The sequence below is a fragment of the Oribacterium sp. HCP28S3_H8 genome (assembly GCF_052064775.1).
Taxonomy (GTDB): domain Bacteria; phylum Bacillota; class Clostridia; order Lachnospirales; family Lachnospiraceae; genus Oribacterium.
Genome location: NZ_JBQHUZ010000004.1, coordinates 185,152 through 207,952 on the forward strand (window position 1 = coordinate 185,152; position 22,801 = coordinate 207,952).

Sequence of the window (22,801 nt, forward strand, 5' to 3'; positions counted from 1 at the left end):
ATGAAAATTTCAAAAATTGAAGTTTTCCGGCTTCCAACAGCCAATTCCAAGCAAAATAGTCCGATCGGATGCAGAATTTATACTGATACGGGACTTTATGGAGATGGGGAAGCGGGCATGGCATATGGCATTGGTGGTGATGCAGCAGCGAGCATGATTGTTGACCTGGCTCAGCTCGTTATTGGCATGAATCCGCTGCAAACCGAACTGATTTGGGAAACCATGTATAAAAGAACTTTTTGGGGACAGAATGGCGGGCCTGTCATTTTTTCTGGTATAGCTGCAATTGATGTGGCGCTTTGGGATATCAAGGGTAAGTATTTTGGCGTACCTGTTTATGAACTCCTTGGAGGCAAAGTCAGAGACCGTTTAAGAGCTTATGCGTCACAGCTTCAGTTTGGATGGGGCATGGTTGGAGAAAGTGAGAATCTTTGGGCAGTAAAGCCGGAGGATTATGCACACAACGTCAAGCTTGCTGTAGCAGAAGGATATGATGCGGTGAAAATCGACTTTTTTGATCGTGATGAAGATGGTAAGCCGCTTTCATTTTTGGATACGACAGGCTTTCTTACACCGAAACAGTACAAAATGGTAGAAGCCCGAATGGCTGCGGCAAGAGAAGCTGCAGGCGATGATGTAGATATCATTATGGAAAATCATTCTTATCCGGATGCATTAGGTGCTGCGCAGTTAGGCAAGCTTGCGGAAAAATATCATATCCTTGCCTTTGAAGAACCAAATACACCGACACCGCAGACAGTTGAATATATTGCAAAACATACATCCGTACCGATCGCCAATGGCGAGCGCCTTTTTAGCAGATGGCAGTATGCTGAATATTTTAAGCGTAATTTACTTCAGCTTGCGCAGCCGGATGTCGGCAATTGCGGTGGCATAACTGAGACAAAGAAAATTGCAGATATGGCACATGCATTTGATGTAGGTGTGCAGGTGCATGCAGCAGGCAGTCCGTTAACTACGGATGTAGCGATCCAGTTGGAGTGCACATTGCCTAATTTTATTATTCACGAGCATCATGTATGCAACAGAAGTGATACCAGTGTCGGATTGACAAAATACAATCGTCAGCCGGTGAATGGGTATTTTGAAATTCCTGATTTACCGGGTATAGGCAATGAATTTTTACGTTCTGCAATTGAAAAAGCAACTTTTTATAAGGTTATCGAACTGTAATCAATGAATCGGTTTAAAAAGGCAATGCTTATAAATATGAAAACTTCACTCTATGCAGGAGGCTGTTTATGATTAATGTGGTTAGAGAACCGGAACCTAAACCGGGGACTTTAAGGAAACCGGAACTGTATGCACTTGCAATTGGTCAGGTAATCGGAGCGGGTGTTATTACCTTGATTGTACCTGCAATTAAAATGACAGGTTACTCAGCATGGCTGGCATATTTTGTCGCGATTATCATGGGATTTTTAATCGTTATTCCCAATGTTTTTATTTCATCTACTGTGAGAATGGCAGGTGGCAATTATTCCATGTTATGCGGGATGGCTGGTCCGAGAGTAGCAGGCGTTTTTGCTTATATGTATTTAACGCAGTGTCTGAGCTTATCTTTGTTCGGAGCTTCTGCATCTGCTTATCTCGGAGATGTGATTCCGGCGCTTGGATCTCATACGGCAAGGATTGTGACGGGAGCTATTTTACTGACATTTTTCTTTGTCGTAAACCTGATGGGTATTGATATCATGGCTAAGGCTCAGAAACTTATGACCTGGCTGTTGATTGCTGCATTATTTATTTTTGCAGTTGTAGGTATTTCAAAAATCAGTCTTCCGATTTTTGATTTTTCTTCTCCTGATTTTTTAATTAATGGCTGGGGAATCACCTTTAAAAATGGGCAGATTGCCGGAGGCTTTACCGGCGCGGTATTGCTGTTTGTATATTCATGTCAGGGCTATTATATGACAACTGCATATGGACGGGATTCTGCGGATGCGCGTCATGACATTCCGGTTGTTCTTTGTCTTGCGGTACCTACATTGATTGTGCTTTATGTAGGCGTTGCTATGGCAGGAGTGGGTGTTATGAGTGTTAAGGATTATGGAGAATCTACAACGCTTGTATTTGCGGCACAGAAAATATTCCCACCAATTGTATTCTACGCATTTATTATAGCCGGCCCTATCATGGCATTGCTTTCTACTTTGAACTCTTCCTTTGCTTACAATGCTATTACCATTGGGCAGTCCTGTGATGATGGATGGCTTCCGGAAGTGTTTGGTAAGAAAAACAGCCGGCATGCACGTGTCTGGATTCTGACCTTTATGTACATTATGGGTATGATTCCGATTGTTGCCGGACTTTCAATTACAGTGATTACAAACATGGTTCAGTTGTTTACAGCATGCTTTGCAATCCTTAATTTTATTGCATATATGAAAATGCCAAAGCTGTATCCAAAGGCATGGAAACTGTCCAGATTCCACATTCCTGATGGATTATATTATTTCTTCTGTATCATTTCTTTGGGATTATCCTTGGTCATTCTTTGGAAATCGTTGCTTTCGATGTCTCCGGTTGTAACTACTATTAACGTTGTTATGATCGTTGCATTTTCACTGGTTGGATTTTTAGTTGGTAAAAGTGCCAATGTCACGATTCATACTTCACTGTGGGCTGAGACTGGTGAAAATATGGGAAATGATTGATGTAAATCACTTTACAGCACGAGTTGTGCTGTTTAAATCAAATGAATAAGGAGGTTGTAAATGAAAATTACAAGTGTTGATTGTTACAAAAGTGGCGGTGCGCTGTCCCCTTTTATCACGGTCAGAGTCAATACGGATGAGGGAATCAGCGGTTTTGGTGAAGCAGGACTAGCTTATGGAAATTGTGCAGAAGCTGCATTTGGACAATGTCAGGACTTCGCAAAGCTTGTGATCGGATATGACCCATTTGATACAGAAAAAATATGGGAGCATCTCCACAGGCATACCTTCTGGGGTATGAATGGAGGCATCGTTATTTCATCCGCTATGGCGGCGATTGATACTGCCTGCTGGGATATTAAAGGTAAGGCTATGGGGCTTCCCGTGTATAAGCTTTTAGGCGGTAAGACCAATGAAAAGCTTCGCGCATATGCATCACAGCTACAGTTTGGCTGGAGAACACTTATTGAGAAAGAAGATCGTCTGCAGCTTCTGTATGATCCGCAGGAGTATTATGATGTAGTAAAGGATGCCGTAAAGGACGGATATGATGCCGTAAAAATTGATCCTGTGTTTGCCCCTCTGGACAGAAAAGACGAAAAAGCGGTTTTTGCAACGCAAGGGAATCAGGTTCGCGGCTGTTATAGAGAACATGATCTTAAGAGATCAGTAGAAAGAATTGCAGCAGCGCGTGAGGCTGGCGGCGATGATTTGGATATCATTGTTGAGATACATTCGCTTCTTGATGCTAATACATCCGCAGAGCTTGCAGCAGCATTACAGCCGTACAGAATCATGTATATGGAAGAGCCGACAAAGCCGGACAATCCAAATCTCTTTAAGCACATCAAGGAGAAGGGTGGACTTCCGCTTGCAACAGGAGAGAGGTCCTCAACGAGATGGCAGTTCCGTCAGTTTATGGAAGACCGCACACTTAATGTGATTCAGCCGGATCTTGCAAATACAGGTGGAATTACTGAGACAAAGAAGATCTGTGATATGGCGCAGGTATATGATATCGGAGTTCAGATCCATGTATGCGGCGGTCCGATTGCTACAGCGGCAGCGCTTCAGGTTGAAGCTACAATCCCGAATTTTGTAATTCATGAGGAACATAATGCTAACCTTACAAGTGCATGGAAGAAGGCTGGAAAGTATTTCTATACACCGGATGAGAATGGCTTCTACCATGTTCCAGAGCTTCCAGGTATCGGACAGGAAATGAGTGAAGAAGCGATGGAAACGGGAACCTGCGTTACAATAAAGTAAGTAATTAATCAGAAAACTTATAAAGGAGGAAATCATACTATATGAAAATCACGAGTGTTGATTGTTATTTAGGGGATTTTATTACTGTTAAGGTTAATACGGATGAGGGAATCAGCGGGTTTGGTGAAGCAGGACTTGCATACGGAAATTGCTGGGAAGCTGCATTCGGACAGTGCCAGGACTTTGCAAAGCTTGTAATCGGATATGATCCATTTGATACCGAAAAGATTTGGGAACACCTGCACCGGCATACATTCTGGGGCATGAATGGTGGTATTGTGATCACGGCAGCTATGGCAGCGATTGACACTGCTTGCTGGGATATCAAGGGTAAGAAGCTGGGCTGTCCTGTTTATAAGCTTTTAGGTGGTAAGACGAATGCAAAGCTTCGCGCTTACGCATCTCAGCTGCAGTTTGGATGGCGTTCTCTCATTCAGGCGGATGATAAGATGCATTTATTATCCAAACCTGAGGATTACTATAATGTTGTTAAGGACGCTATGAAGGATGGATATGATGCGGTTAAGATCGATCCGGTCTTTGCCGGCAGCGAAGACGATCCAGATATGGCAAAGATTTTTACAACGCAGGGCAATCAGATCAGAGGAAGCTATCGTTACCATGACTTAAAAAAGTCAGTAGAGAGAATTGCAGCTGCCCGGGAAGCTGGTGGAGATGATCTGGATATTATTGTAGAAATTCATTCATTACTGGATACCAATACGGCATCAGAACTTGGAAAGGCACTGGAACCATATCATATCATGTATTATGAAGAGCCGACAATGCCGGATAACCCAAGCCTGTTTAAGGTGATTAAATCCAACTGTAATCTTCCGCTGGCAACGGGTGAGAGATCATCTTCAAGATGGCAGTTCCGCCAGTTCTTTGAGGATCGTACACTCTCTATCATTCAGCCGGACCTTTGCAATACCGGTGGTATTACAGAAACTAAGAAAATTTGCGATATGGCACAGGTTTATGACATTGGAGTTCAGATTCATGTATGTGGAGGACCAATCGCAACTGCGGCTGCATTGCAGGTTGAGACAGTGATTCCGAATTTCGTTATTCATGAAGAGCATGATGCAAATCTGCTTACTAAGTTCAAGAATGCAGGAAAGTATTTCTATGAGCCGAAGGACGGATTCTATGAGGTACCGGAGCTTCCAGGTATTGGACAGGAAATGAGTGAAGAAGCGATGGAGAATGCAAGAAAGCATGTCACCATCCAATAACATATGAAATTCATTAGTTTGTAGCATTGAGGAGTCTTCCATGAGGAAGGCTCCTCTTAAATTTGTCAGTCGTGATCAAAAATCATTATCTTAATGTGGAATTATCCGATAAACAAGAAACGAATGCCGTCAGCTGGATGCAATTCCCTCAGAAATTAACCCGCTGGGGAATCTATTTAAAATCACCAATTCGTGGTACGATATTAACTGTTTCAGAGATGTATTTGTAACAAGTATCAGAAATAGTTTTTGGCGGGTCCGCAGCAGACAGATAGGAGGGTGTTGTGTTAAATGCAGTTGGCCGGGAAATTCCGGATGAAATTCTTGAGAAGTATCATAAGGAGCCATTCAGAGGCAGTAAGTTTAGGGATAATCAGGCATATACCAAGGCCGCTCCGACGGTCCGTGGTATGGTAGATCCAAAGCGCAGCAAGATGGTTTCATCGATCCGGGAGGCACTGGAAAAGTGCGGCGCGCATGATGGAATGGTATTTTCCTTTCATCATCATTTCCGTGATGGAGACTTTGTTGTCAACATGGTGATGCAGGCAGCAGAAGAGATGGGACTTAAAGATCTTACGGTCTGCGCATCTTCGCTGGGAGCCGCTCATAAAACCGTTGCGGATCTGATCGAGAAGGGCATTGTTACGGGGATCCAGACCTCCGGCATCCGGGATCGTATCGGTGAGGATGTGTCCAGCGGACTTCTTAAGACTCCGGCAATCATTCGTTCGCATGGCGGCAGAGTCAGAGCCATCGAGGAGGGAGATGTCCATATTGATATTGCATTCATAGGCGCGCCGACAGCGGATGAATACGGAAATCTCCGCGCGGTGGGCGGCAAGAGTGACTGCGGTGTCCTGTCCTACTCGATGGTGGACGCGCGTTTTGCAGATCATGTTGTCGCGATCACAGACACCCTTGTGCCATTCCCCAATTTCCCGCCATCTATTTCCATGGTGGATGTGGACTATGTCTGCGTAGTGGATCAGATCGGAAATCCGGATAAAATCGCGAGCAATGTTATCCGCATGACAGAGGATGTGCGGGAGCTTACGATGGCGGAAAACTGCGCACGTGTCATGGCGGCAACACCGTATTTTAAGGATGGTTTTTCCTTCCAGACGGGCGGTGGCGGAGCTTCGCTTGCAGTGACACGCTTCCTTGAGCCGTATCTCAGCGAACGGAAGATCCAGATGTCCTTTGGTATCGGTGGCATTACCAAGCCTATGTGCGAGCTTCTGGAGAAAGGCTACATTCGCAATCTCGTAGACGCGCAGTGCTTTGACAAGGGCGCGATCCGTTCCATCCAGGAGGATCCGCGGCACTTTGAGATTTCCACCTCGGAATACGCCAATCCGATGAACAAGGGTGCATTTGTGAACCGGCTGGATTTTGTCATCCTGGGTGCGCTGGAGATCGATACGGATTTCAATGTGAATGTAACTACCGGCTCGGATGGCGTGCTGCGTGGAGCTCCGGGCGGGCATCCGGATACGGCGGCTGGCAGCAAATGCTCTATCATCGTGGCGCCGTTGATCCGAAGCCGGATTCCGACCGTCGTGGATCGGGTGGTTACGGTTGTGACACCGGGAGAGGATGTGGATGTGCTTGTAACGGACTACGGCATTGCGGTGAACCCGCGTCGTCCGGATCTATGCGAATGTCTTAAAGCGGCAGGATTACCGCTGGTGCGGATTGAGGACCTGCGCGATATGGCGTACAGCATTGTGGGGGTACCGGAGCCGGTGGAATTTCTTGAGCCGGTGGTTGGTATCATCGAGGCAAGAGATGGCTCGATCATGGATGTCGTACGTGAGGTGAAGCCAATGGGCAAGATGCACGTGATCGGATGAGAGCTCAGCGGTACACACAATGATAGGAGGGCAAGAGTATGAGTAGAAAAATTGAACTGCCGGATGCATATGTACAGGTGATGGAGCAGTATGCGGATGCAAATCATCAGACCTTTGAGACGGCATTTGCCAATTTGTTTGACTTTATACAGATTAAGGATGAAAGCTTCCAACGGGTGCAGATTGCGATCGAGGATCCGAAGCAGTATTTGACGGATCCGGAGGATCTTAATGCGCCGGCGGTTCGGCAGATGTTTATGGATATTTTTGGCGAGGATACGGTAGGGGCAACGGTGCGCTGTTATTATGATGAAGACCGGGCAGAGCTGCTGCTTTTGGACGTGGAATATGATTCCGAGATTCCTCTCTGGAATATCCTTGAAATGTTCCATAACAAGATCCCGGGAATGGACATTGTTGATGATGTGCTTCGCTTACATTATGTGACAGATGGCTATGGTGAGATCATGGAACTCATTAAGGAGATCAGGGCGGAGCTTCTGGATCCGGAGCATGATGACAGCCATGAGACTGCGGGATATTATGAGTCCATTTTTGACGATCCCGAGCAGGAAGATATGCTTGAGGATGCCATGGAGGACATGGACGAAGATATAGACAAAGGCCTGGATAAGTGTATGAACCAGGCAGCAGATGATTCAGCCAATGAAGCTGCGGAGGCTGAGGATGAGGATCCGGATCTTGAGGGCGAATAAAGCTCGCGGGTGAGAGCGTTTCTTATGAAAAGTCTCTGAGGATTCCTGGCGGTAAAAATGAAGTTTGCGGGTGAGAGAGATTCGGCCTATAACCTCATCCGTGCAAATTTCTACCCGAATGAGCGGTGGAAACAGCGTTTCGGAAAGGCCGAAAGATGGTGCTTTCGGTCTATATGAGATTTCGATGGCGTACGTACCCGAATGTCTGCTTCATTTTCGGGTATGTTTGATAAAAATTTATGTATAGACCGAATTCAAATTTGGAATTGCCTTATCAAGGATGATTTCCATGGGAGATGAGAGTGAATTCGGGTACGTTTTTGCAGCGACAATCCTATAGGCCGAAAAAAGGCCCGGATTTCACCAGTCTGAAAGAGCGAGGCAAAGCGAGGGATAACATGATTCGGGTACGTTTTTGCAGCGACAGGTTCATAGACCGAAAAACGCCCGGATTTCTCCGACCTGATAGAGTGAACCAAAGCAGAGGATGACATTATCCGGGTCGTTTTCTGAGGACAGCAGTTCCATAGCTCGTTTCAGACCCTCCAGCACAGAGGGGGCGGTTTCCACGGGACCCTGAAAATAGCGGCGGAGCTCTGCATTCAAGGCAGATTGCGAGAGCGCACGGTCATTTCCGGGCATTTCCGTAATAAAACGGGAGGCAAAGGGCGCCGTAAGACGCAGCATTTCATGATAATTTTTATCTGCCATCACACCAATGAGGAAGGTGATCCGTCGTCCGGCAAGATAGGTACGGATACTGTCTACAAGAGCCTCTACCCCATTGGGATTATGCGCGCCGTCAATGATGACAAGTGGGTCTTTGGAGAGAAGTTCAAAACGACCCGGCCAGACGACGCATTTCAAACCGAGGCGGACGGCATCCTCCGGGATTTCCCAGCCCTTCCGACGGAGCGTATCGATGACATCCAGCACCACCATCGCATTTTTGAGCTGATAGTTTCCAAGCAGACGGAGTGTAAGATCCCGGTGATTACGATACGAGAAGGTCTGTCCCTTAGTGAGTGTTTCCCGGGTAACCGGAGCGGAAGTAAGCGCCGTAGGATCTGTGATGGTAAGGGAAGCATCCCGGGTCTCACAGCAGGAGCGGACGACAGCCTCGACGGAAGGTGTCTGATGGTAGAGCACCACATCTCCGCCGGGCTTCACAATGCCTGCCTTTTCCCAGGCGATTTTTTCCAGGGTATCCCCCAGAACCTCCGTATGCTCGAGACCGATGTTCATGATCGCCGCGCATTCCGGAACAGAAATCACATTGGTGGCATCCAGCCGTCCGCCCATACCGACCTCCAGCACAACAATATCACAATGTTCTTCAGCAAAATAAAGAAAAGCCAGCGCCGTAATCAGCTCAAACGCCGTCGGATGCAGAGCTTCCCGGCCTGGATCCGTGGGATGACTCATTTTCATGACAAGAGGTCGAAGCCTTGCGGCAAGCTCCGTAAGTCTTGCATCGGAAATATCGATGCCGTTGATGCTCATGCGCTCATTCATGCGGTAGAGATGCGGCGAAATATAGAGACCGGTCTTTAAGCCCGCGGCACGGAGAATCGCGGCAAGCATCGCGGAGGCGGAACCCTTGCCGTTGGTGCCGGCAACATGTACAAAACGGAGCTTTTCCTGTGGATTTCCGAGACGATCAAGGAAATCCAACATTCGGGTAAGCCCGAGCTTCTCGCTTTTCCAGTCGCTTCCATGCAATAATTCCATCGTTTCATCCCACGTCATAGTTTAAACTCTTTCCCTTCATTTCTAGTTCTATAAATCGCTTGTTCCTGCGCACAAATCCGGACACTCCTACGCTGCGATTTTATACTTGTAGAAATGATAAACCGCTTGTCCGTGCATACGCGAATGCAGACACCGCAGCTTTTTCATTTCCCAAATACTATTTCAGCCATCAGGCGACGGCAAAAGGCAAAACCCTGCATATCCTGAGGCGTATTTCAGCTGCCGATCCGTGATTCAGCTTTGCAGGAGGCATTCGCCTCATCCGCGGATCTGCTTGCAGTAGTAAGCCAGCAGCAGCTCCGTTACGTGATCATAGCTTTTGACGCCCTGCGTCTGACCGTTGGATTTAAGGTAGGCATCATTGATCCGTTCCGAGGTTTGCGAGACCGGAGTTTCGTACTGGTCCCAGAACATATTATTGTAGCTCAGGTCCTGCTTCGCCTTGTCCGGGAGCTGTCCGTAGAGTGCGGCGAACGTCGTGTAATCCCTTTCATAAAGCGCGTTTCCCGCGTAAACCCAGGCACTTAGATACCCTGAGTAATTAAAATATGCATCATTTGCATTGACACATGCAAGAAATGCAATGAAATTGGCTTCCTCCTCCTGCATATATCCCCGGAGATGCGAGAGCTCATGGCAGATGGTAAACGGGATATTGTAGTAGGGAATTTCCCGGTTATAGTTTGCCTCGATCGTAAAGGGAGCATACATACCGGTGAGCTGCTGGATGCTCAGCACCCGGGAGTTTATCAGCGGCTTGGGATACGGATAGTCTCCGGCAAGCTCCTGATACAAGATTCCGAGCTTCTGCATTGCCGCCTGACCGTTACGTCCCGCCCGGAAAAGTTCCAGAGCCCCCGCTGATTTTGTCTCTTGTGTCTCACCGAGTATGCGAATGTCATCCACCTCTGCAAGCTTCTCCGTTTCCCGGATTTTACTTACAAGCCAGCGGCAAAGGGAGCGAAGATCATCCGCGCTTTCTTCTTCAGATGAATACCGGATCCCTGCCTCTACGGAAAATGGGGTTCGGTGGTAGTTGATGCCGCAGTTTGTCTGATAGATCAGTAAGAGGGCAGCAGCAAGATAAACACAGTGCAATGGGAAGGAGAGTAATTGGGATGCTTTATGCGAGCTAAAAGCATGGTAAAGTGTCCGGACAAGATCAAAGATCAGGAAACATAACAAAAAAACGGTACAGAGCTCAAAAAGCGAAATCGGAAAAAGCCCGGAAAAGCTGCCCTGCGTGCGGGTAAGAAATGCGTATACATGGCGGCTGTAGGCATTGGCAAAGCCGGGGACAAGGCGGGCACAGGCATTCAGCATAAGCGACAGGAGAAGCATGCAGATGGACGCTGCCAGAAGTCGATGTGTATGAAGAAAAGTCAGTACCCGTTTCACAGATTCCCCTCGTTTTTACAGAAATTCAAAGAAAAATTTAAAAAAGTTTCCTTTATCATAACATTGATCATAACGATTATCCTACTGTTTTTAGACATGTTTTGCTGACGTGACACATTTTCTTAATATTTTTGCGTACTTCACAGATCCGGGAGCCTTACCTATAATGAAGGAAGTTTTTGGAAAGGCAGAATATATGACAAGATTTAGAACCAGAACTTTTTTTACAGCGTTGTTTACGGCTTCCTTTATGGCAGCCTCCTCTATCATAAGTCCGGCGGAAACGCTCGGAATTTCCAGCATTCAGGCGTTAAACGGCGTGATCAATGGTCCTGCAGCTTCGGTTTCCGGGGGAAGCACCGCGATTGATGCCGCGCTTAAGCAGATCCAGGATGCGGTCAGCAATGCATCCTCCGTTGTGTCCGGCATACAGCAGGGCTTCACAGTGCCTCTCCCGGAGGGCTATGATTTTAATAATGTCGGGACCTATACTTATGACAAAATGACCGGAGATCTCAGCCACTTAAAGGCAAGTTATCCGTCCATGCAGATGGATGTGCTTGGCACTACGGTGGATGGCAGACAGATCTATCATGTCGTTGTGGGAAATCCCAATGCACCGCATAAGATCCTGGTGCACGCCGCGATCCATGGCAGAGAGTATATTACGGCGCAGCTTGTGATGCGGGAGATGGCAAGTCTCCTTGAGATGCAGGCTAAGGGTCAGAATTATGCCGGTAAAAACATGGCAGATGTATTGAATGCGGTCTGCATCCATTTTGTCCCGATGGTAAATCCGGATGGCGTTTCCATTTCCCAGCTCGGCATGGCAGGCATCCGCTCACAAAGTATCCGCGACAGTATCCAGTCAATGGCGGCACAGGATGCGGTCAGCGATATGGATACGTACCTTAAGTACTGGAAAAACAATGCGAGAGGTGTAAACCTTAATAAGAACTTTGATGCCAACTGGACAGTCTGCAGCGATACCAAGGGGCATCCGTCCGCAGATGAGTATAAGGGACCGTCCGCGGAGTCCGAGGTAGAATCCAAGGCGCTTGCAGACCTCACACGGCGGGTGCATTTTGACCGGACGATAAGTTATCATACACAGGGTGAAGTGGTTTACTGGTACTTCGGCTTTGGCTCCTATGTTAACAATGCGCGGATTATGGCGCAGATTGTCAATAACAACTCCGGATACGGCATCAGTGACAATTACGCGCCGAACTCCGCCGGTGGCTTCAAAGACTGGGCGGAGCAGAAGCTTGGGATTCCATCTGTTACCATCGAGTGCGGCAAAGGCACGTCGCCGGTTGAGGAAGGACAGATTACGGATATGTGGACGCAGAACCAGGGCGTGCTGCCGGATCTGCTGATTACCATGTAACATTATATATCGCCAAGTCCGTTCTGTTGTACTGGATCAGGCGGTGTGAATGCAATACCATAATATATACAGAAAAAAATATATATAGAAATTTATTGAAGCCTTGCTGCAGACCGATACTGCGGCAGGGCTTTTTGCAAATATAGAAATCCGATTTGACAGACCATGACATGTAAAATTATAATTGGAGGTATAAGTTACAGGCATCGAAGCAGGGGCGGAAATCACGCAGGAAACATTTGCGGGCAAGGGTGGTGCATGGATCCAATTACAGCTGCAGAGCTTCCATCGGTGCCGTAGTGAGAGGCATTGCTGGGGAATGTAAAGAACCCTTCCTGCTTCAAAGGGGAAATTTCCAAGAGGGAAATCGTATGGGTACGGAAAATCGACGAGCTGTTGTTACGCAAGAAATGGATTTCAGTCATCTGGAGGAGCATATCCTGATGCGGCTGGATAAGGCTCTCAATGACCATGAAATCAAGGTTTATTATCAGCCGGTGGTGAGAACGCTGTCAGAGAAGCTCTGTGGTATGGAGGCGCTTGCCAGGTGGGAGGATCCGGAGTATGGCCTGCTGCCGCCGGACCGCTTTATCCATGTTTTGGAAAAGCATAAGCTGATTCATCTCCTGGATTTGTATATTATCCGTGAGGTTTGTAAGAGATACAGCAGGTGCCGCCAACAGGGCATCCTGCCGGTGCCGGTTTCTGTGAATCTGAGTCGTCTTGACTTTGAGGCAGTGGATGTTTTACAGGAGGTTGAGCGGATCGTGGGAGAGTATGAGGTCCCCAAGGAGGTGATCCGCTTTGAAATTACGGAATCCGTCCTGACTGAGCATGCGGATGAAATGCAGAAATGGATCCGGGAGCTGCAGGAGGCGGGGTATGAGGTTTGGATGGATGACTTCGGGTCCGGATACTCCTCCTTAAATGTGCTTAAGGACTATGCATTTAACGAGCTGAAGATTGACATGCGCTTCCTCAGCGACTTCAGTGCCCGTTCCCGCGAGATCATCGCGTCGATTGTGGATATGGCAAAGCGTATCGGGATACACACACTTGCGGAGGGTGTCGAGAGCCGGGAGCAGAAGGACTTTCTTTTGAGTATCGGCTGTGAAAAAATTCAAGGCTATTATTACGGACCTCCGCTTCCATATGAGCAGTGCCTCCTGGAGCTTAAGGACAAGGGAATCGACAGAGAATCTCCGGCGGAGCAGCAGTATTATGATGAGATCGGCAAGGTCAATGTCCTGAGCGCCAATCCCTTTGATTTCCATGAGGAAGCTAAGGAGAGCGAATTTTTAAGAAGCTCGGATCTCGCTCTTGCGCTCCTTGAGTTTGACGCGGATGTGCAGGGCTTCCGGGCCATCTATACCAATGACGCCTGCAAGAAGGCACTTAAGCTGCTGGGGTATTCGGAGCCTCAGGAGGTGGTGAATGCCATCAAGGCGAGAAGTTTCCCTGCGGCGGGGCGTTTTATTAAGGCGCTGGACCGGACAAGGACGCAGGGAAGTGAAATCTTTAACTATGTAGACGGCGGAGATTACTGCAGCGTGAAGTTAAAGCTTATTTCCAGCAGCGGGTCAAGGAGCGCAATTTTATATTCACTTACGGACATCTCCCGCAATACGGATATGGAGCGGGACCGGAAGCTGGATGGCAGTCTCCGGCATCTATATGCGATTTACAATGAAGTCTATCTCCTGCATATTGACAAGGGTTATCTTGAGGTGCTGACTACAGATAACCAGGAGGCGGGGGAACGTCAGCATGGAAGCATCAAGGATATTGTGACACGATATGCGGCGGAGAAGGTTTATGACGAGGATCGCCCGCACTATCTCAAGTTTTTTGATACCGATACAATGGAAAAGAAGATCCGGGAGTCGCAGAAGGGCTTTATCAATGCCTACATCCGCACCATAGACGGGCATGGCAATTACTCCTGGAAAATTTATCTTGCCTTTATCGTGAAGCCGGAGCATGTTCTTGTCATGGTGCGGGACGAGGATACTGCCAAGGGAAATGTCTGGAACCATTATCGTAAGGACTACTTTATGGAGGAGGAAAAGGAAGGGTACAGCGAGGATATCAGCCCGGAAATACTCTGGCAAAACGCACTTCGCTGGACGGAGCTGGGTATTTTCTGGAAGGATCGGGAACGACGTTTCATGGGAGTGAACTGTAAATTCCTGGACTATTACGGCTTCCACTCTGTTGAGGAAGTGATCGGTAAAACAGATGAGGATATGGGCTGGCATGTAAGCCCTGATGCGTTCCGTGAGGATGAAATCAATGTGTTGGATAAAGGAATCTCCACGCATGAGGTTCCTGGTCACTGCCTTGTGAATGGCCAGAATAAAAGCATTGTTGCATCCAAGACGCCGATTTATAAGGATGGCAGAATTACAGGAATCCTGGGTTTTTTCCGGGAAGTTAACAACGCAGAGAGATTAAAATCTGCGCATCCGGATCTTCAGGAAATTGATCATCTCACCGGCCTATTAAACGTCCGGGGCGGTATGAATGTCCTTCTGGAGTTTCAGGATGAATACATGCTTCACAAGCAGGATTTCTGCATGATTTCGATCAGTATAGATAATTTCCGGGAGCTTCAGCGTCTCTATGGATCTGCCTTTTGCGATCAGGTGCTTTTCTTCATCGCAGAGCTTCTCCGGAAACGGTTCGGCACGGAATGCGCGCTGCTCCGACACTGCGGAGACGAGTTCCGGGTGATACGGCAGGTGGAGAGCCGGGAGGAAGCGGAGAAGCTGGAAAAAGCGGTATACCGCGAGGTCGCAGGCATTCACATGATCCGGAACAAGCGATTCACCTTGTATCCCTCTACAGGACTTGCTCTATATTCCGAGCAGCCCGTAGCGGGACAGCTGCTCCGTACGGCGCGTGAGCGAATGCAGGCGAACCGGCGGAGACACATTGCGCGCTTCCGGAAAAATCATCCGGAATATTGAAGTCCGGCGGCGGTCTGTGGTATACTTCACTATTATTAACAGGAGGCCTGAGTATGGAGATTGAAAAAAATATACAGGATGAAGCGGAAAAAAATGATCCGACATCTAAAAACTTTATAGAGCAGCTGATTGATGAGGATCTCAAGGAAGGGGTATATGATCATGTGCACACCCGTTTTCCACCGGAGCCGAATGGGTATCTCCATATCGGTCATGCAAAGTCAATTTTACTGAATTACGGGATCGCCAAGGAGTACGGCGGCAAGTTTAATCTGCGCTTTGATGATACCAACCCGATGAAGGAGAAATCCGAGTTTGTTAATGCAATTGTGCGGGATGTCAAGTGGCTTGGCGCAGATTTTGAGGACAGAATGTTTTTTGCCTCGGACTATTTTGACATCATGTATGAAAAGGCTGTCCTTCTCATTAAAAAGGGCAAGGCGTTTGTAGATGATCTCACTGCAGAGCAGATCACGGAGTACCGTGGAGACTTTACGCATCCCGGCAAGGAGTCACCGAACCGGAACCGTCCGATCGAGGAGAATCTCCGTCTGTTTGAGGAGATGAAAGAGGGAAAGTTTGCCGATGGAACCATGATCCTCCGGGCGCGGATTGATATGGCGAGTCCCAATCTCAACATGCGTGATCCGATCATTTATCGTGTTGCGCATATGCATCATCATAATACCGGGGATAAGTGGTGCATCTATCCTATGTATGATTTTGCACATCCGATTGAGGATGCTGTCGAGGGCATTACGCATTCGCTGTGTACACTGGAGTTTGAAGATCATAGACCGCTCTATGACTGGGTGGTAAGAGAGTGCGAGTTTCCGCATCCGCCTCGTCAGATTGAGTTTGCAAAGCTCTATCTTACCAATGTTGTGACTGGTAAGAGATATATTAAAAAGCTGGTTGAGGATGGTGTCGTGGACGGCTGGGATGATCCGCGTCTTGTGACGATTGCGGCTCTGAGACGGAGAGGATATACTCCGGAGTCCATCCAGAACTTTGTGAAGCTCTCCGGTATTTCCAAGGCCAATTCCTCCAGCGACTACTCGCTCCTGGAGTACTGCATCCGTGAGGATTTAAAGCCTAAGGCACCGAGACTGATGGCGGTGCTGAATCCGCTGAAGCTTGTCATCGACAACTATCCGGAGGGGCAGAGCGAGATGCTGGATATCCCCAACAATGTGGAAAATGAGGAGATGGGCAGCCGCCAGGTGCCATTTTCTAAGGAGCTCTATATCGAGCGCGAGGACTTTATGGTCGAGCCTCCTAAGAAATATAAGAGACTGTATCCGGGAAATGAAGTGCGTCTCATGGGTGCATACTTTGTGACCTGCACCGGATATGATACAGATGCGGATGGCAATGTTATCTGCGTGCATTGTACGTATGATCCGGAGACCAAGTCCGGTTCCGGCTTTACCGGTCGTAAGGTCAAGGGCACCATTCACTGGGTGGATGCGGCAAGCTGCGGCAAGGCACCGGTGCGTCTCTATGAGCAGCTGATCGATGAGGAGAAGGGTAAGCTCAATGCGGATGGAACGCTGAACTTTAATCCGAACTCCCTTACGACGGTTGAGGCTCTTGTAGAGCCGGCGCTGATGCAGGCAAAGGCATATGATAGCTTCCAGTTTGTTCGGAACGGATTTTTCTGTGTGGACTGCAAGGACTCCGCCGAGGGACACCCGGTATTTAACCGGATCGTGGAGCTCAAGTCCAGTTTCAAGCTGCCGGTGCAGAAGTGAAATTAGAGACGCAAGAGAACGTATCCTCCATGCCTCCTCCAGGTTTCCGGATACTGCCTCTGACGCAGAAGTGAGGCTGAGGATGCAAGAGAAATGAGATTAGGGTGCAGAAGAAAGCATCCTTGATCATATATTAAAAAGTCAAAAGGCTTTTCGGATATATCCTGTCCGTGGAAATTTATAAAACGTACCTGAAGTAATGCTTCATTGATTTTTAAGCATTGACTCCAGGTACGTTTTTTATGTTTGAAGGGAATATTTTGGTGTGATTCATCCGAAATCATAAAATCACGGGCAATCAGATGACTGCGCGTCACCCTGAGACCCGGAAAAATATCCGTTTCACTATCTGCACAAAAATATCAAGAAAAAATTGTCAGAGCCTACAAAAATGAAATTATGCATAAAAACACCATGCTAAATAATTGACTTTTGTGAAAAAGAAACTATACTCACAATTAGTTAGTAAATTTAATCAATTAATTTCCACAGATAAATCAATTACAGTGGGGGAGGTAGTAAAATGAAATTTTTCCTGGATAGTGCAAAGCTGGATGAGATCGATTATGCGTATCGTACCTTTGGAATTGATGGTGTGACCACCAATCCGAAGCATATCATGCTGAGCGGCAAGCCGTTTGAAGTAGCGATCCGTGATATTGCCCAGTGGGTAAAGGATCAGAAGCTGGATGGCATTGATAAATTCCCGGTTTCGATTGAGGTAAATCCGCATCTTGATAATGCTGATGATATCTGTAAAGAGGCAGAGAAATATGCACAGATTTCAGAGAACTTTGCAATCAAGATTCCGGCAACAGAGTTTGGCGTAGAAGCAGCGAGAAGACTTGAAAAAGAAGGCATTCGCACCAATCTGACACTCGTATTTGCACCGGCACAGGCACTTTTTGCAGCTAAAAACGGATCACTGTTTGTTTCTCCGTTTATCGGATGGAAGGAAGATAATGGTGAGGACTGCAAGCAGTACATCCAGGATATTGTCACAATATACAAAAATTATGGCTTCTATGGAAAGACACAGATCATCTGTGCAGCAATCCGTTCGCCTAAGCAGATTGTAGACTGCGCAGTTGCAGGAGCGGATATTGTAACGGCAGGTCTTGCGGTTTATAAGTCAGCACAGCATCATGCATATACCACACAGGGACTCGAAACCTTCTGCAATGCCTGGGACAATACCAAAAAGGCATAATGGGAAGGAACATAAGCTCAGAAGCTTTTAAATGGCGGATCAGCTGCAAGGCTCCGCAAACTGCCAAGGGCAGCAGGCGGAGCCTGTAATATGGAAAGGACAGTAAGATATGAAGATCGGATTTATCGGACTCGGAATCATGGGCGAGTCCATGTGTGAAAATATCGTAAAGAAGCATAATGATACGGTTTACTGCTATGACATGATCGCGGCTCAGGTCGAGAAGCTTGCAAAAGTCGGCGCGGTACCTGCGGCAAACAATGTGGAGCTTGCAGAGAAATCAGATGTCATCATCTCCATGGTGCCGAAGTCAGAGCATTCCAGAGCGGTATATACCGAGATTCTTCCAAAGCTTGGACCCGGCAAGATCTGTATCGACATGAGTACCATTGACCCAAGCGTTTCTGTGGAAATCTCCGAGATGGTTAAAAAGACCGGCGCACAGTTTGCAGATGCACCTGTTGTAAAGTCCAAGCCGGCAGCAATCGCCGGAAAGCTCGGTATTTATGCAGGCTGTGACGAAAATCTTTATGAGACGATAAAGCCGATTCTTTTATACATGGGTGAAAATGTTATCCGTATGGGTGGCAACGGCAAGGGTATCACGATGAAGATCCTGCACAATGCGCTGGTTGGACAGATCCAGAATGGTGTCAATGAGGTTTCCAATCTTGCTGCAATCTGCGGCATAGACATTCAGACCTTTGCAACGGCAATTTCCTATGGCGGCGGACAGAACTTCTATCTGGACAGCAAGAAGGATGTCATTGAGAAGAATGATTTCACAACGGCGTTTTCCGTAGAAAACATGAACAAGGATGTGCATATCTGCAAGAAGCTTGCAGAGGAGCACGGTGTACCGATGCCGGGAGAGATGAATGTAGTCAGAGTTTATGAAAAAGCTATGGCTGATGGCTATGGCAAGGAGGACTTCTCCGCAACGATCAAGGTAGTGAGAGAGGAAAAGGCGTAAATGGAGCTTTTAGAGAGACTCAATCAGGTCAATGATATGAAGATCTGCTCCGTTCTGGACAGGGAGGCATTTAAGACCTACGGACGGGTCATTGGTGCGTATGACGTTTCTGCGCTGGTCCGGTATATGGAAGCACATACGGAGATTCCGGAAAACGGCAACGTATATGTGGCGTCCGTGCCGGAGATGGAAGCATTCCCGATCAAAAAGCAGATCGAAAACCTCGTTTATGGCGGTATGCCGATTGAGATCGGGTACTGCAATGGACGCAATACCACATACAATGGATTTGAATATCATAAGGGCAGCGAAATCAATATTGCTGTGACGGATTTCTGCCTCTGCCTCGGACATGTCTGGGACATTGCGCATAACGAGTATAGTGTGGATCAGGTACAGGTCTTTTTTGTGCCAAAGGGAACCGTGATCGAGATGTATCAGACGACACTGCATCTTTCACCCTGCAGAGTGAATGATACCGGATTTAAGGGTGTCGTGATTTTACCACAGGGTACCAACACTCCGCTTGTAAAAGAAACGGCGGTTGATGAAGAGAGCCAGCTGCTGCTTCAGAGAAACAAGTGGGTTATTGCGCACCCGGAGAGAGAACCGCTGATGAAGCAGGGCGCTGTTGGCGGAGTAAAGGGACCCAATAAGGAAGTAAAGTACTAGAGGTTACGTGCCGGAAGTTAGGGAGAAGCTATGGAACTCATTAAAACAACAAATTCCTTTCAATTAAAAAATGGTCAGGATATCCTGCTGGAGTCCGGTCCGGACAAGGCGATGATTTACATCGGACATGGTCAGGAATCGGTAGATATGTACCGAGGCAATTTTAAAATTGAGGATTATGTTTCCGAGAGGATCCCGCTGTATCCGGTGGAGATCCGGGAACAGGATGGTGTTACATCCGTGAACTTCAGTAATAAGGTCCGGGGAGACATTACGATCCGGAAGGGTGCCTGCGAAATCCGGTTCCAGAGCCTCGATGAGAGTATCAATCGTTTCTGGATTAGGGTTCAGGCAGATCCTGAGGAGCACGTATATGGCTGCGGAGAGCAGATGTCGTACTTCGATCTGAGAGGGAGACATTTCTCGCTTTGGACCAGTGAGCCAGGTGTAGGACGTGACAAAAGCACCTATATCACCTGGAGATCGGATGTAGAAAACAAGGCAGGCGGTGACTATTACAACACCAATTATCCGGAACCAACCTATGTTTCTTCCAAATGCTACTATCTGCACGTGAATTCTACAGCTTACGCGGACTTTGACTTCAGAAATGCAGAGTATCATGAGCTTCAGATCTGGGAGGTGCCGGCAGGACTCAGAATTGAATGTGCGGACAGCTTCCCGGAGCTTCTCAAAAAGGAAACCGCATTTTTTGGACGGCAGCCTGAGCTTCCGGACTGGGTTTACAACGGTCTCATCTTTGGTGTACAGGGCGGAAATGAGAGATCCTTTGGACTTGCGGACAAGGTACAACAGGGCGGCGTAAAGCTTGCCGGTATCTGGTGCCAGGACTGGTGCGGGAAACGTGTAACAAGCTTTGGTAAGCGTCTCCAGTGGGACTGGCATTTTCACGAAGGCATGTATCCGGGACTTCCGGACAAAATACGGGAGCTGCATAAAGCAGGTGTGAAATTCCTCGGATACGTTAATCCTTATCTTGTCAATGATGGAAAGCTGTTCCGTGAGGGAGAGGAAAAAGGATATTTTGTTAAACGACATGATGGAAGCACCTACCTTGTAGATTTCGGAGAGTTTTACTGCGGGGCAGTGGATCTCACCAATCCGGCAGCATTCGCATGGTTCAAGGATATCATTAAAACCTATTCCATCGACATCGGTATTGACGGATGGATGGCGGACTTTGGCGAATATCTCCCGACCGACGATGCCGTGCTGTATAATGGCGTATCTGCCATGAAGGAGCATAATCACTGGCCGGTTTTATGGGCAAAATGCAACTATGAGGCAGTGAAGGAGAGCGGTAAGCTCGGGCAGATCGTTTACTTCATGAGAGCCGGCGGCGCAGGATCACAGAAATACTGCACGCTCCTCTGGGCAGGCGATCAGTCTGTGGATTTTTCAAGACATGACGGACTCTGCACGGTGATCTCGGCAGCTCTGTCCTCCGGTATGATGGGCATGGGACTGAACCACAGCGACATCGGAGGATATACCTCACTGTTTGGCAACGACCGCACCAAGGAAGTATTTTTCCGCTGGGCGGAGATGGCCGCCTTTACGCCGGTGATGCGGACCCATGAAGGAAACCGTCCGGATGAATGCTATCAGTTCTATAACGACGAGGACGGTATTAAGCGGATGGCACGACTTGTAAACATCTACCGGGAGCTGTCCCCATACGTAAAGGGACTCGTGAAGGAAAATCATGAGACAGGAGCCCCGGTACAAAGACCGTTGTTCTTCCACTATGATGGTGATGCGCGCTGCTTCACAGAACAGTTTGAATATCTCCTTGGACGGGATATGCTCGTTGCGCCGGTATGGCAGGAGGCCCAGAAGGAGCGTGAGGTTTATCTCCCGGAAGATACCTGGGTACACCTCTGGACTGGCAGAACCTATGGAGGTGGCTCCAATGTGGTAGCAGCTCCGCTCGGTTATCCGGCAGTTTTTTACCGGAAGGAGAGCAGCTTCGCAGAGCTTTTTGCCGGGCTCGGTAAAAAGTACGGAAGGGACATGCATGACCTATATTAAATACCTTCTGTTTTTTGTCATCATCTTTTTTACGCATCTCATTAATTCCATTACAGGATTTGCAGGTACGGTGCTCTCTATGCCATTTGGCATCATGCTGGTGGGTTACCCCGTTGCCAAGCCGCTGCTCAACGTTTTTGGGCTTGGCTGCGGCGTGTATGTATTTCTCGGGAACCGCCGCTATGTCATCTGGAGAGAGGTATGGAAAATTGTATTGATTATGGGCGCCGGCATTCTGGTCGGCATTCATATCAAAGAGCGAGTTATCCAGCAGCAGTCACTGATGTACCTGATCCTCGGCATCTTTGTTATCCTCCTCTCGATTCCGGGACTCATCGGACAGTTCCGGAATCCTAAAAAGAAAGGGCAGGGAGATGCCAATGCAGCCGGCACGGAAGCTTCCGCTAAGGCGCCTGTTACAACAGAAGCCGCCAGGGTATCACCGTTTTTGTATTTCTTGCCACCGATTGCCGGTGTGGTTCACGGGATCTTTGTTTCCGGCGGACCATTGCTCATCGGATACCTTGCCAAAAGGTTACCGGATAAAAATGAGTTCCGTTCGACGGTCTCCACGATCTGGATTTTCCTTAACGGGATGGTGCTGGTGGATGATATCCGTTCCGGCTTCTGGACCAGAGAGGAGTGCCTGATTACGCTGGCATCCGTACCCTTCCTGGTTGGCGGTATGTGCCTTGGCACATATTTCTACCATAAGCTAAGCCAGCGAACCTTTATGATTTTGTCCTATGTACTGCTTCTTATCATGGGACTTACATTACTGTTAAAGGTCTGAAATCTTGCGCTTACAGATGCAGAGGAAACATGATTTTGGTATAGCCAATATAATACCGGTATTGAGCCAATACGGTTCTTT

General features: G+C 47.8%; 16 protein-coding genes. 14 read left to right on the plus strand and 2 right to left on the minus strand.

Annotated elements, in window-relative coordinates; all coding sequences use genetic code 11:
- From ACTNEN_RS06590 to ACTNEN_RS06615, 6 genes are all read left to right on the plus strand, one after another.
- The gene (locus ACTNEN_RS06590; protein ID WP_441205266.1) at window positions 1–1,194 is read left to right on the plus strand and encodes a mandelate racemase/muconate lactonizing enzyme family protein; all 1,194 of its coding nucleotides are present in this window, start codon (window positions 1–3) and stop codon (window positions 1,192–1,194) included.
- Between the two features lie 68 nt (window positions 1,195–1,262).
- Window positions 1,263–2,678, plus strand: a complete 1,416-nt coding sequence (locus ACTNEN_RS06595; RefSeq protein WP_441205268.1) for an APC family permease — start codon at window positions 1,263–1,265, stop codon at window positions 2,676–2,678.
- Between the two features lie 60 nt (window positions 2,679–2,738).
- Window positions 2,739–3,947 carry a mandelate racemase/muconate lactonizing enzyme family protein gene (locus ACTNEN_RS06600; RefSeq protein WP_441205269.1) on the plus strand — a complete coding sequence of 403 codons (1,209 nt, stop codon included), beginning with the start codon at window positions 2,739–2,741 and terminating at the stop codon, window positions 3,945–3,947.
- A 41-nt stretch (window positions 3,948–3,988) separates the two neighbouring features.
- The gene (locus tag ACTNEN_RS06605) at window positions 3,989–5,185 is read left to right on the plus strand and encodes a mandelate racemase/muconate lactonizing enzyme family protein (protein ID WP_441205270.1); all 1,197 of its coding nucleotides are present in this window, start codon (window positions 3,989–3,991) and stop codon (window positions 5,183–5,185) included.
- A 284-nt stretch (window positions 5,186–5,469) separates the two neighbouring features.
- Window positions 5,470–7,041 carry a citrate lyase subunit alpha gene (gene citF / locus ACTNEN_RS06610; protein ID WP_441205272.1) on the plus strand — a complete coding sequence of 524 codons (1,572 nt, stop codon included), beginning with the start codon at window positions 5,470–5,472 and terminating at the stop codon, window positions 7,039–7,041.
- 38 nt (window positions 7,042–7,079) lie between these two features.
- Window positions 7,080–7,757, plus strand: coding sequence for a hypothetical protein (locus tag ACTNEN_RS06615; protein WP_441205274.1), 678 nt, complete (start codon window positions 7,080–7,082; stop codon window positions 7,755–7,757).
- 429 nt (window positions 7,758–8,186) lie between these two features.
- On the opposite strand, the gene ACTNEN_RS06620 is transcribed toward ACTNEN_RS06615, so the two are convergent.
- Together ACTNEN_RS06620 and ACTNEN_RS06625 are read right to left on the minus strand one after the other, a co-directional pair.
- Complete coding sequence (locus tag ACTNEN_RS06620; protein ID WP_441205276.1) at window positions 8,187–9,506, minus strand: bifunctional folylpolyglutamate synthase/dihydrofolate synthase; 1,320 nt, start codon at window positions 9,504–9,506, stop codon at window positions 8,187–8,189.
- 261 nt (window positions 9,507–9,767) lie between these two features.
- Complete coding sequence (locus ACTNEN_RS06625; RefSeq protein WP_441205277.1) at window positions 9,768–10,907, minus strand: DUF3810 domain-containing protein; 1,140 nt, start codon at window positions 10,905–10,907, stop codon at window positions 9,768–9,770.
- Window positions 10,908–11,073: 166 nt separating this feature from the next.
- Here ACTNEN_RS06625 and ACTNEN_RS06630 point away from each other — a divergent pair, with 166 nt between their 5' ends.
- The 8 genes from ACTNEN_RS06630 (at window position 11,074) to ACTNEN_RS06665 (ending at window position 22,720) form a co-directional block, all read left to right on the plus strand.
- Window positions 11,074–12,297: a M14 family zinc carboxypeptidase gene (locus ACTNEN_RS06630; protein WP_441205278.1), complete on the plus strand. Its 1,224-nt coding sequence runs from the start codon at window positions 11,074–11,076 to the stop codon at window positions 12,295–12,297.
- 371 nt (window positions 12,298–12,668) lie between these two features.
- Window positions 12,669–15,266: an EAL domain-containing protein gene (locus ACTNEN_RS06635; RefSeq protein ID WP_441205279.1), complete on the plus strand. Its 2,598-nt coding sequence runs from the start codon at window positions 12,669–12,671 to the stop codon at window positions 15,264–15,266.
- Between the two features lie 53 nt (window positions 15,267–15,319).
- On the plus strand, window positions 15,320–17,020 hold the full coding sequence (locus ACTNEN_RS06640; RefSeq protein ID WP_441205281.1) for a glutamine--tRNA ligase/YqeY domain fusion protein: 1,701 nt from the start codon (window positions 15,320–15,322) through the stop codon (window positions 17,018–17,020).
- Window positions 17,021–17,543: 523 nt separating this feature from the next.
- Window positions 17,544–18,230: a transaldolase family protein gene (locus ACTNEN_RS06645; RefSeq protein WP_441205282.1), complete on the plus strand. Its 687-nt coding sequence runs from the start codon at window positions 17,544–17,546 to the stop codon at window positions 18,228–18,230.
- A 109-nt stretch (window positions 18,231–18,339) separates the two neighbouring features.
- The gene (locus tag ACTNEN_RS06650; RefSeq protein WP_441205283.1) at window positions 18,340–19,203 is read left to right on the plus strand and encodes an NAD(P)-dependent oxidoreductase; all 864 of its coding nucleotides are present in this window, start codon (window positions 18,340–18,342) and stop codon (window positions 19,201–19,203) included.
- The gene (locus ACTNEN_RS06655; protein ID WP_441205284.1) at window positions 19,204–19,875 is read left to right on the plus strand and encodes a DUF4867 family protein; all 672 of its coding nucleotides are present in this window, start codon (window positions 19,204–19,206) and stop codon (window positions 19,873–19,875) included.
- Window positions 19,876–19,905: 30 nt separating this feature from the next.
- Entirely contained in the window at window positions 19,906–21,927 is a 2,022-nt protein-coding gene (locus ACTNEN_RS06660) for an alpha-glucosidase (RefSeq protein WP_441205285.1), read from the plus strand.
- A complete protein-coding gene (locus ACTNEN_RS06665; protein WP_441205286.1) occupies window positions 21,914–22,720 on the plus strand; it encodes a TSUP family transporter in 807 nt (268 codons plus the stop codon). Before ACTNEN_RS06660 ends, ACTNEN_RS06665 begins: the two co-directional genes overlap by 14 nt.
- The last annotated feature ends 81 nt before the right edge of the window (window positions 22,721–22,801 follow it).

Bases quoted from the DNA above. Each gene is read 5' to 3' on its own strand.
- ACTNEN_RS06590 (WP_441205266.1), top strand. From the start codon at position 1: ATGAAAATTTCAAAAATTGAAGTTTTCCGGCTTCCAACAGCCAATTCC.
- ACTNEN_RS06595 (WP_441205268.1), top strand. From the start codon at position 1,263: ATGATTAATGTGGTTAGAGAACCGGAACCTAAACCGGGGACTTTAAGG.
- ACTNEN_RS06600 (WP_441205269.1), top strand. From the start codon at position 2,739: ATGAAAATTACAAGTGTTGATTGTTACAAAAGTGGCGGTGCGCTGTCC.
- ACTNEN_RS06605 (WP_441205270.1), top strand. From the start codon at position 3,989: ATGAAAATCACGAGTGTTGATTGTTATTTAGGGGATTTTATTACTGTT.
- ACTNEN_RS06615 (WP_441205274.1), top strand. From the start codon at position 7,080: ATGAGTAGAAAAATTGAACTGCCGGATGCATATGTACAGGTGATGGAG.
- ACTNEN_RS06620 (WP_441205276.1), bottom strand. From the start codon at position 9,506: ATGACGTGGGATGAAACGATGGAATTATTGCATGGAAGCGACTGGAAA.
- ACTNEN_RS06630 (WP_441205278.1), top strand. From the start codon at position 11,074: ATGAAGGAAGTTTTTGGAAAGGCAGAATATATGACAAGATTTAGAACC.
- ACTNEN_RS06635 (WP_441205279.1), top strand. From the start codon at position 12,669: ATGGGTACGGAAAATCGACGAGCTGTTGTTACGCAAGAAATGGATTTC.
- ACTNEN_RS06640 (WP_441205281.1), top strand. From the start codon at position 15,320: ATGGAGATTGAAAAAAATATACAGGATGAAGCGGAAAAAAATGATCCG.
- ACTNEN_RS06645 (WP_441205282.1), top strand. From the start codon at position 17,544: ATGAAATTTTTCCTGGATAGTGCAAAGCTGGATGAGATCGATTATGCG.
- ACTNEN_RS06650 (WP_441205283.1), top strand. From the start codon at position 18,340: ATGAAGATCGGATTTATCGGACTCGGAATCATGGGCGAGTCCATGTGT.
- ACTNEN_RS06655 (WP_441205284.1), top strand. From the start codon at position 19,204: ATGGAGCTTTTAGAGAGACTCAATCAGGTCAATGATATGAAGATCTGC.
- ACTNEN_RS06660 (WP_441205285.1), top strand. From the start codon at position 19,906: ATGGAACTCATTAAAACAACAAATTCCTTTCAATTAAAAAATGGTCAG.
- ACTNEN_RS06665 (WP_441205286.1), top strand. From the start codon at position 21,914: ATGACCTATATTAAATACCTTCTGTTTTTTGTCATCATCTTTTTTACG.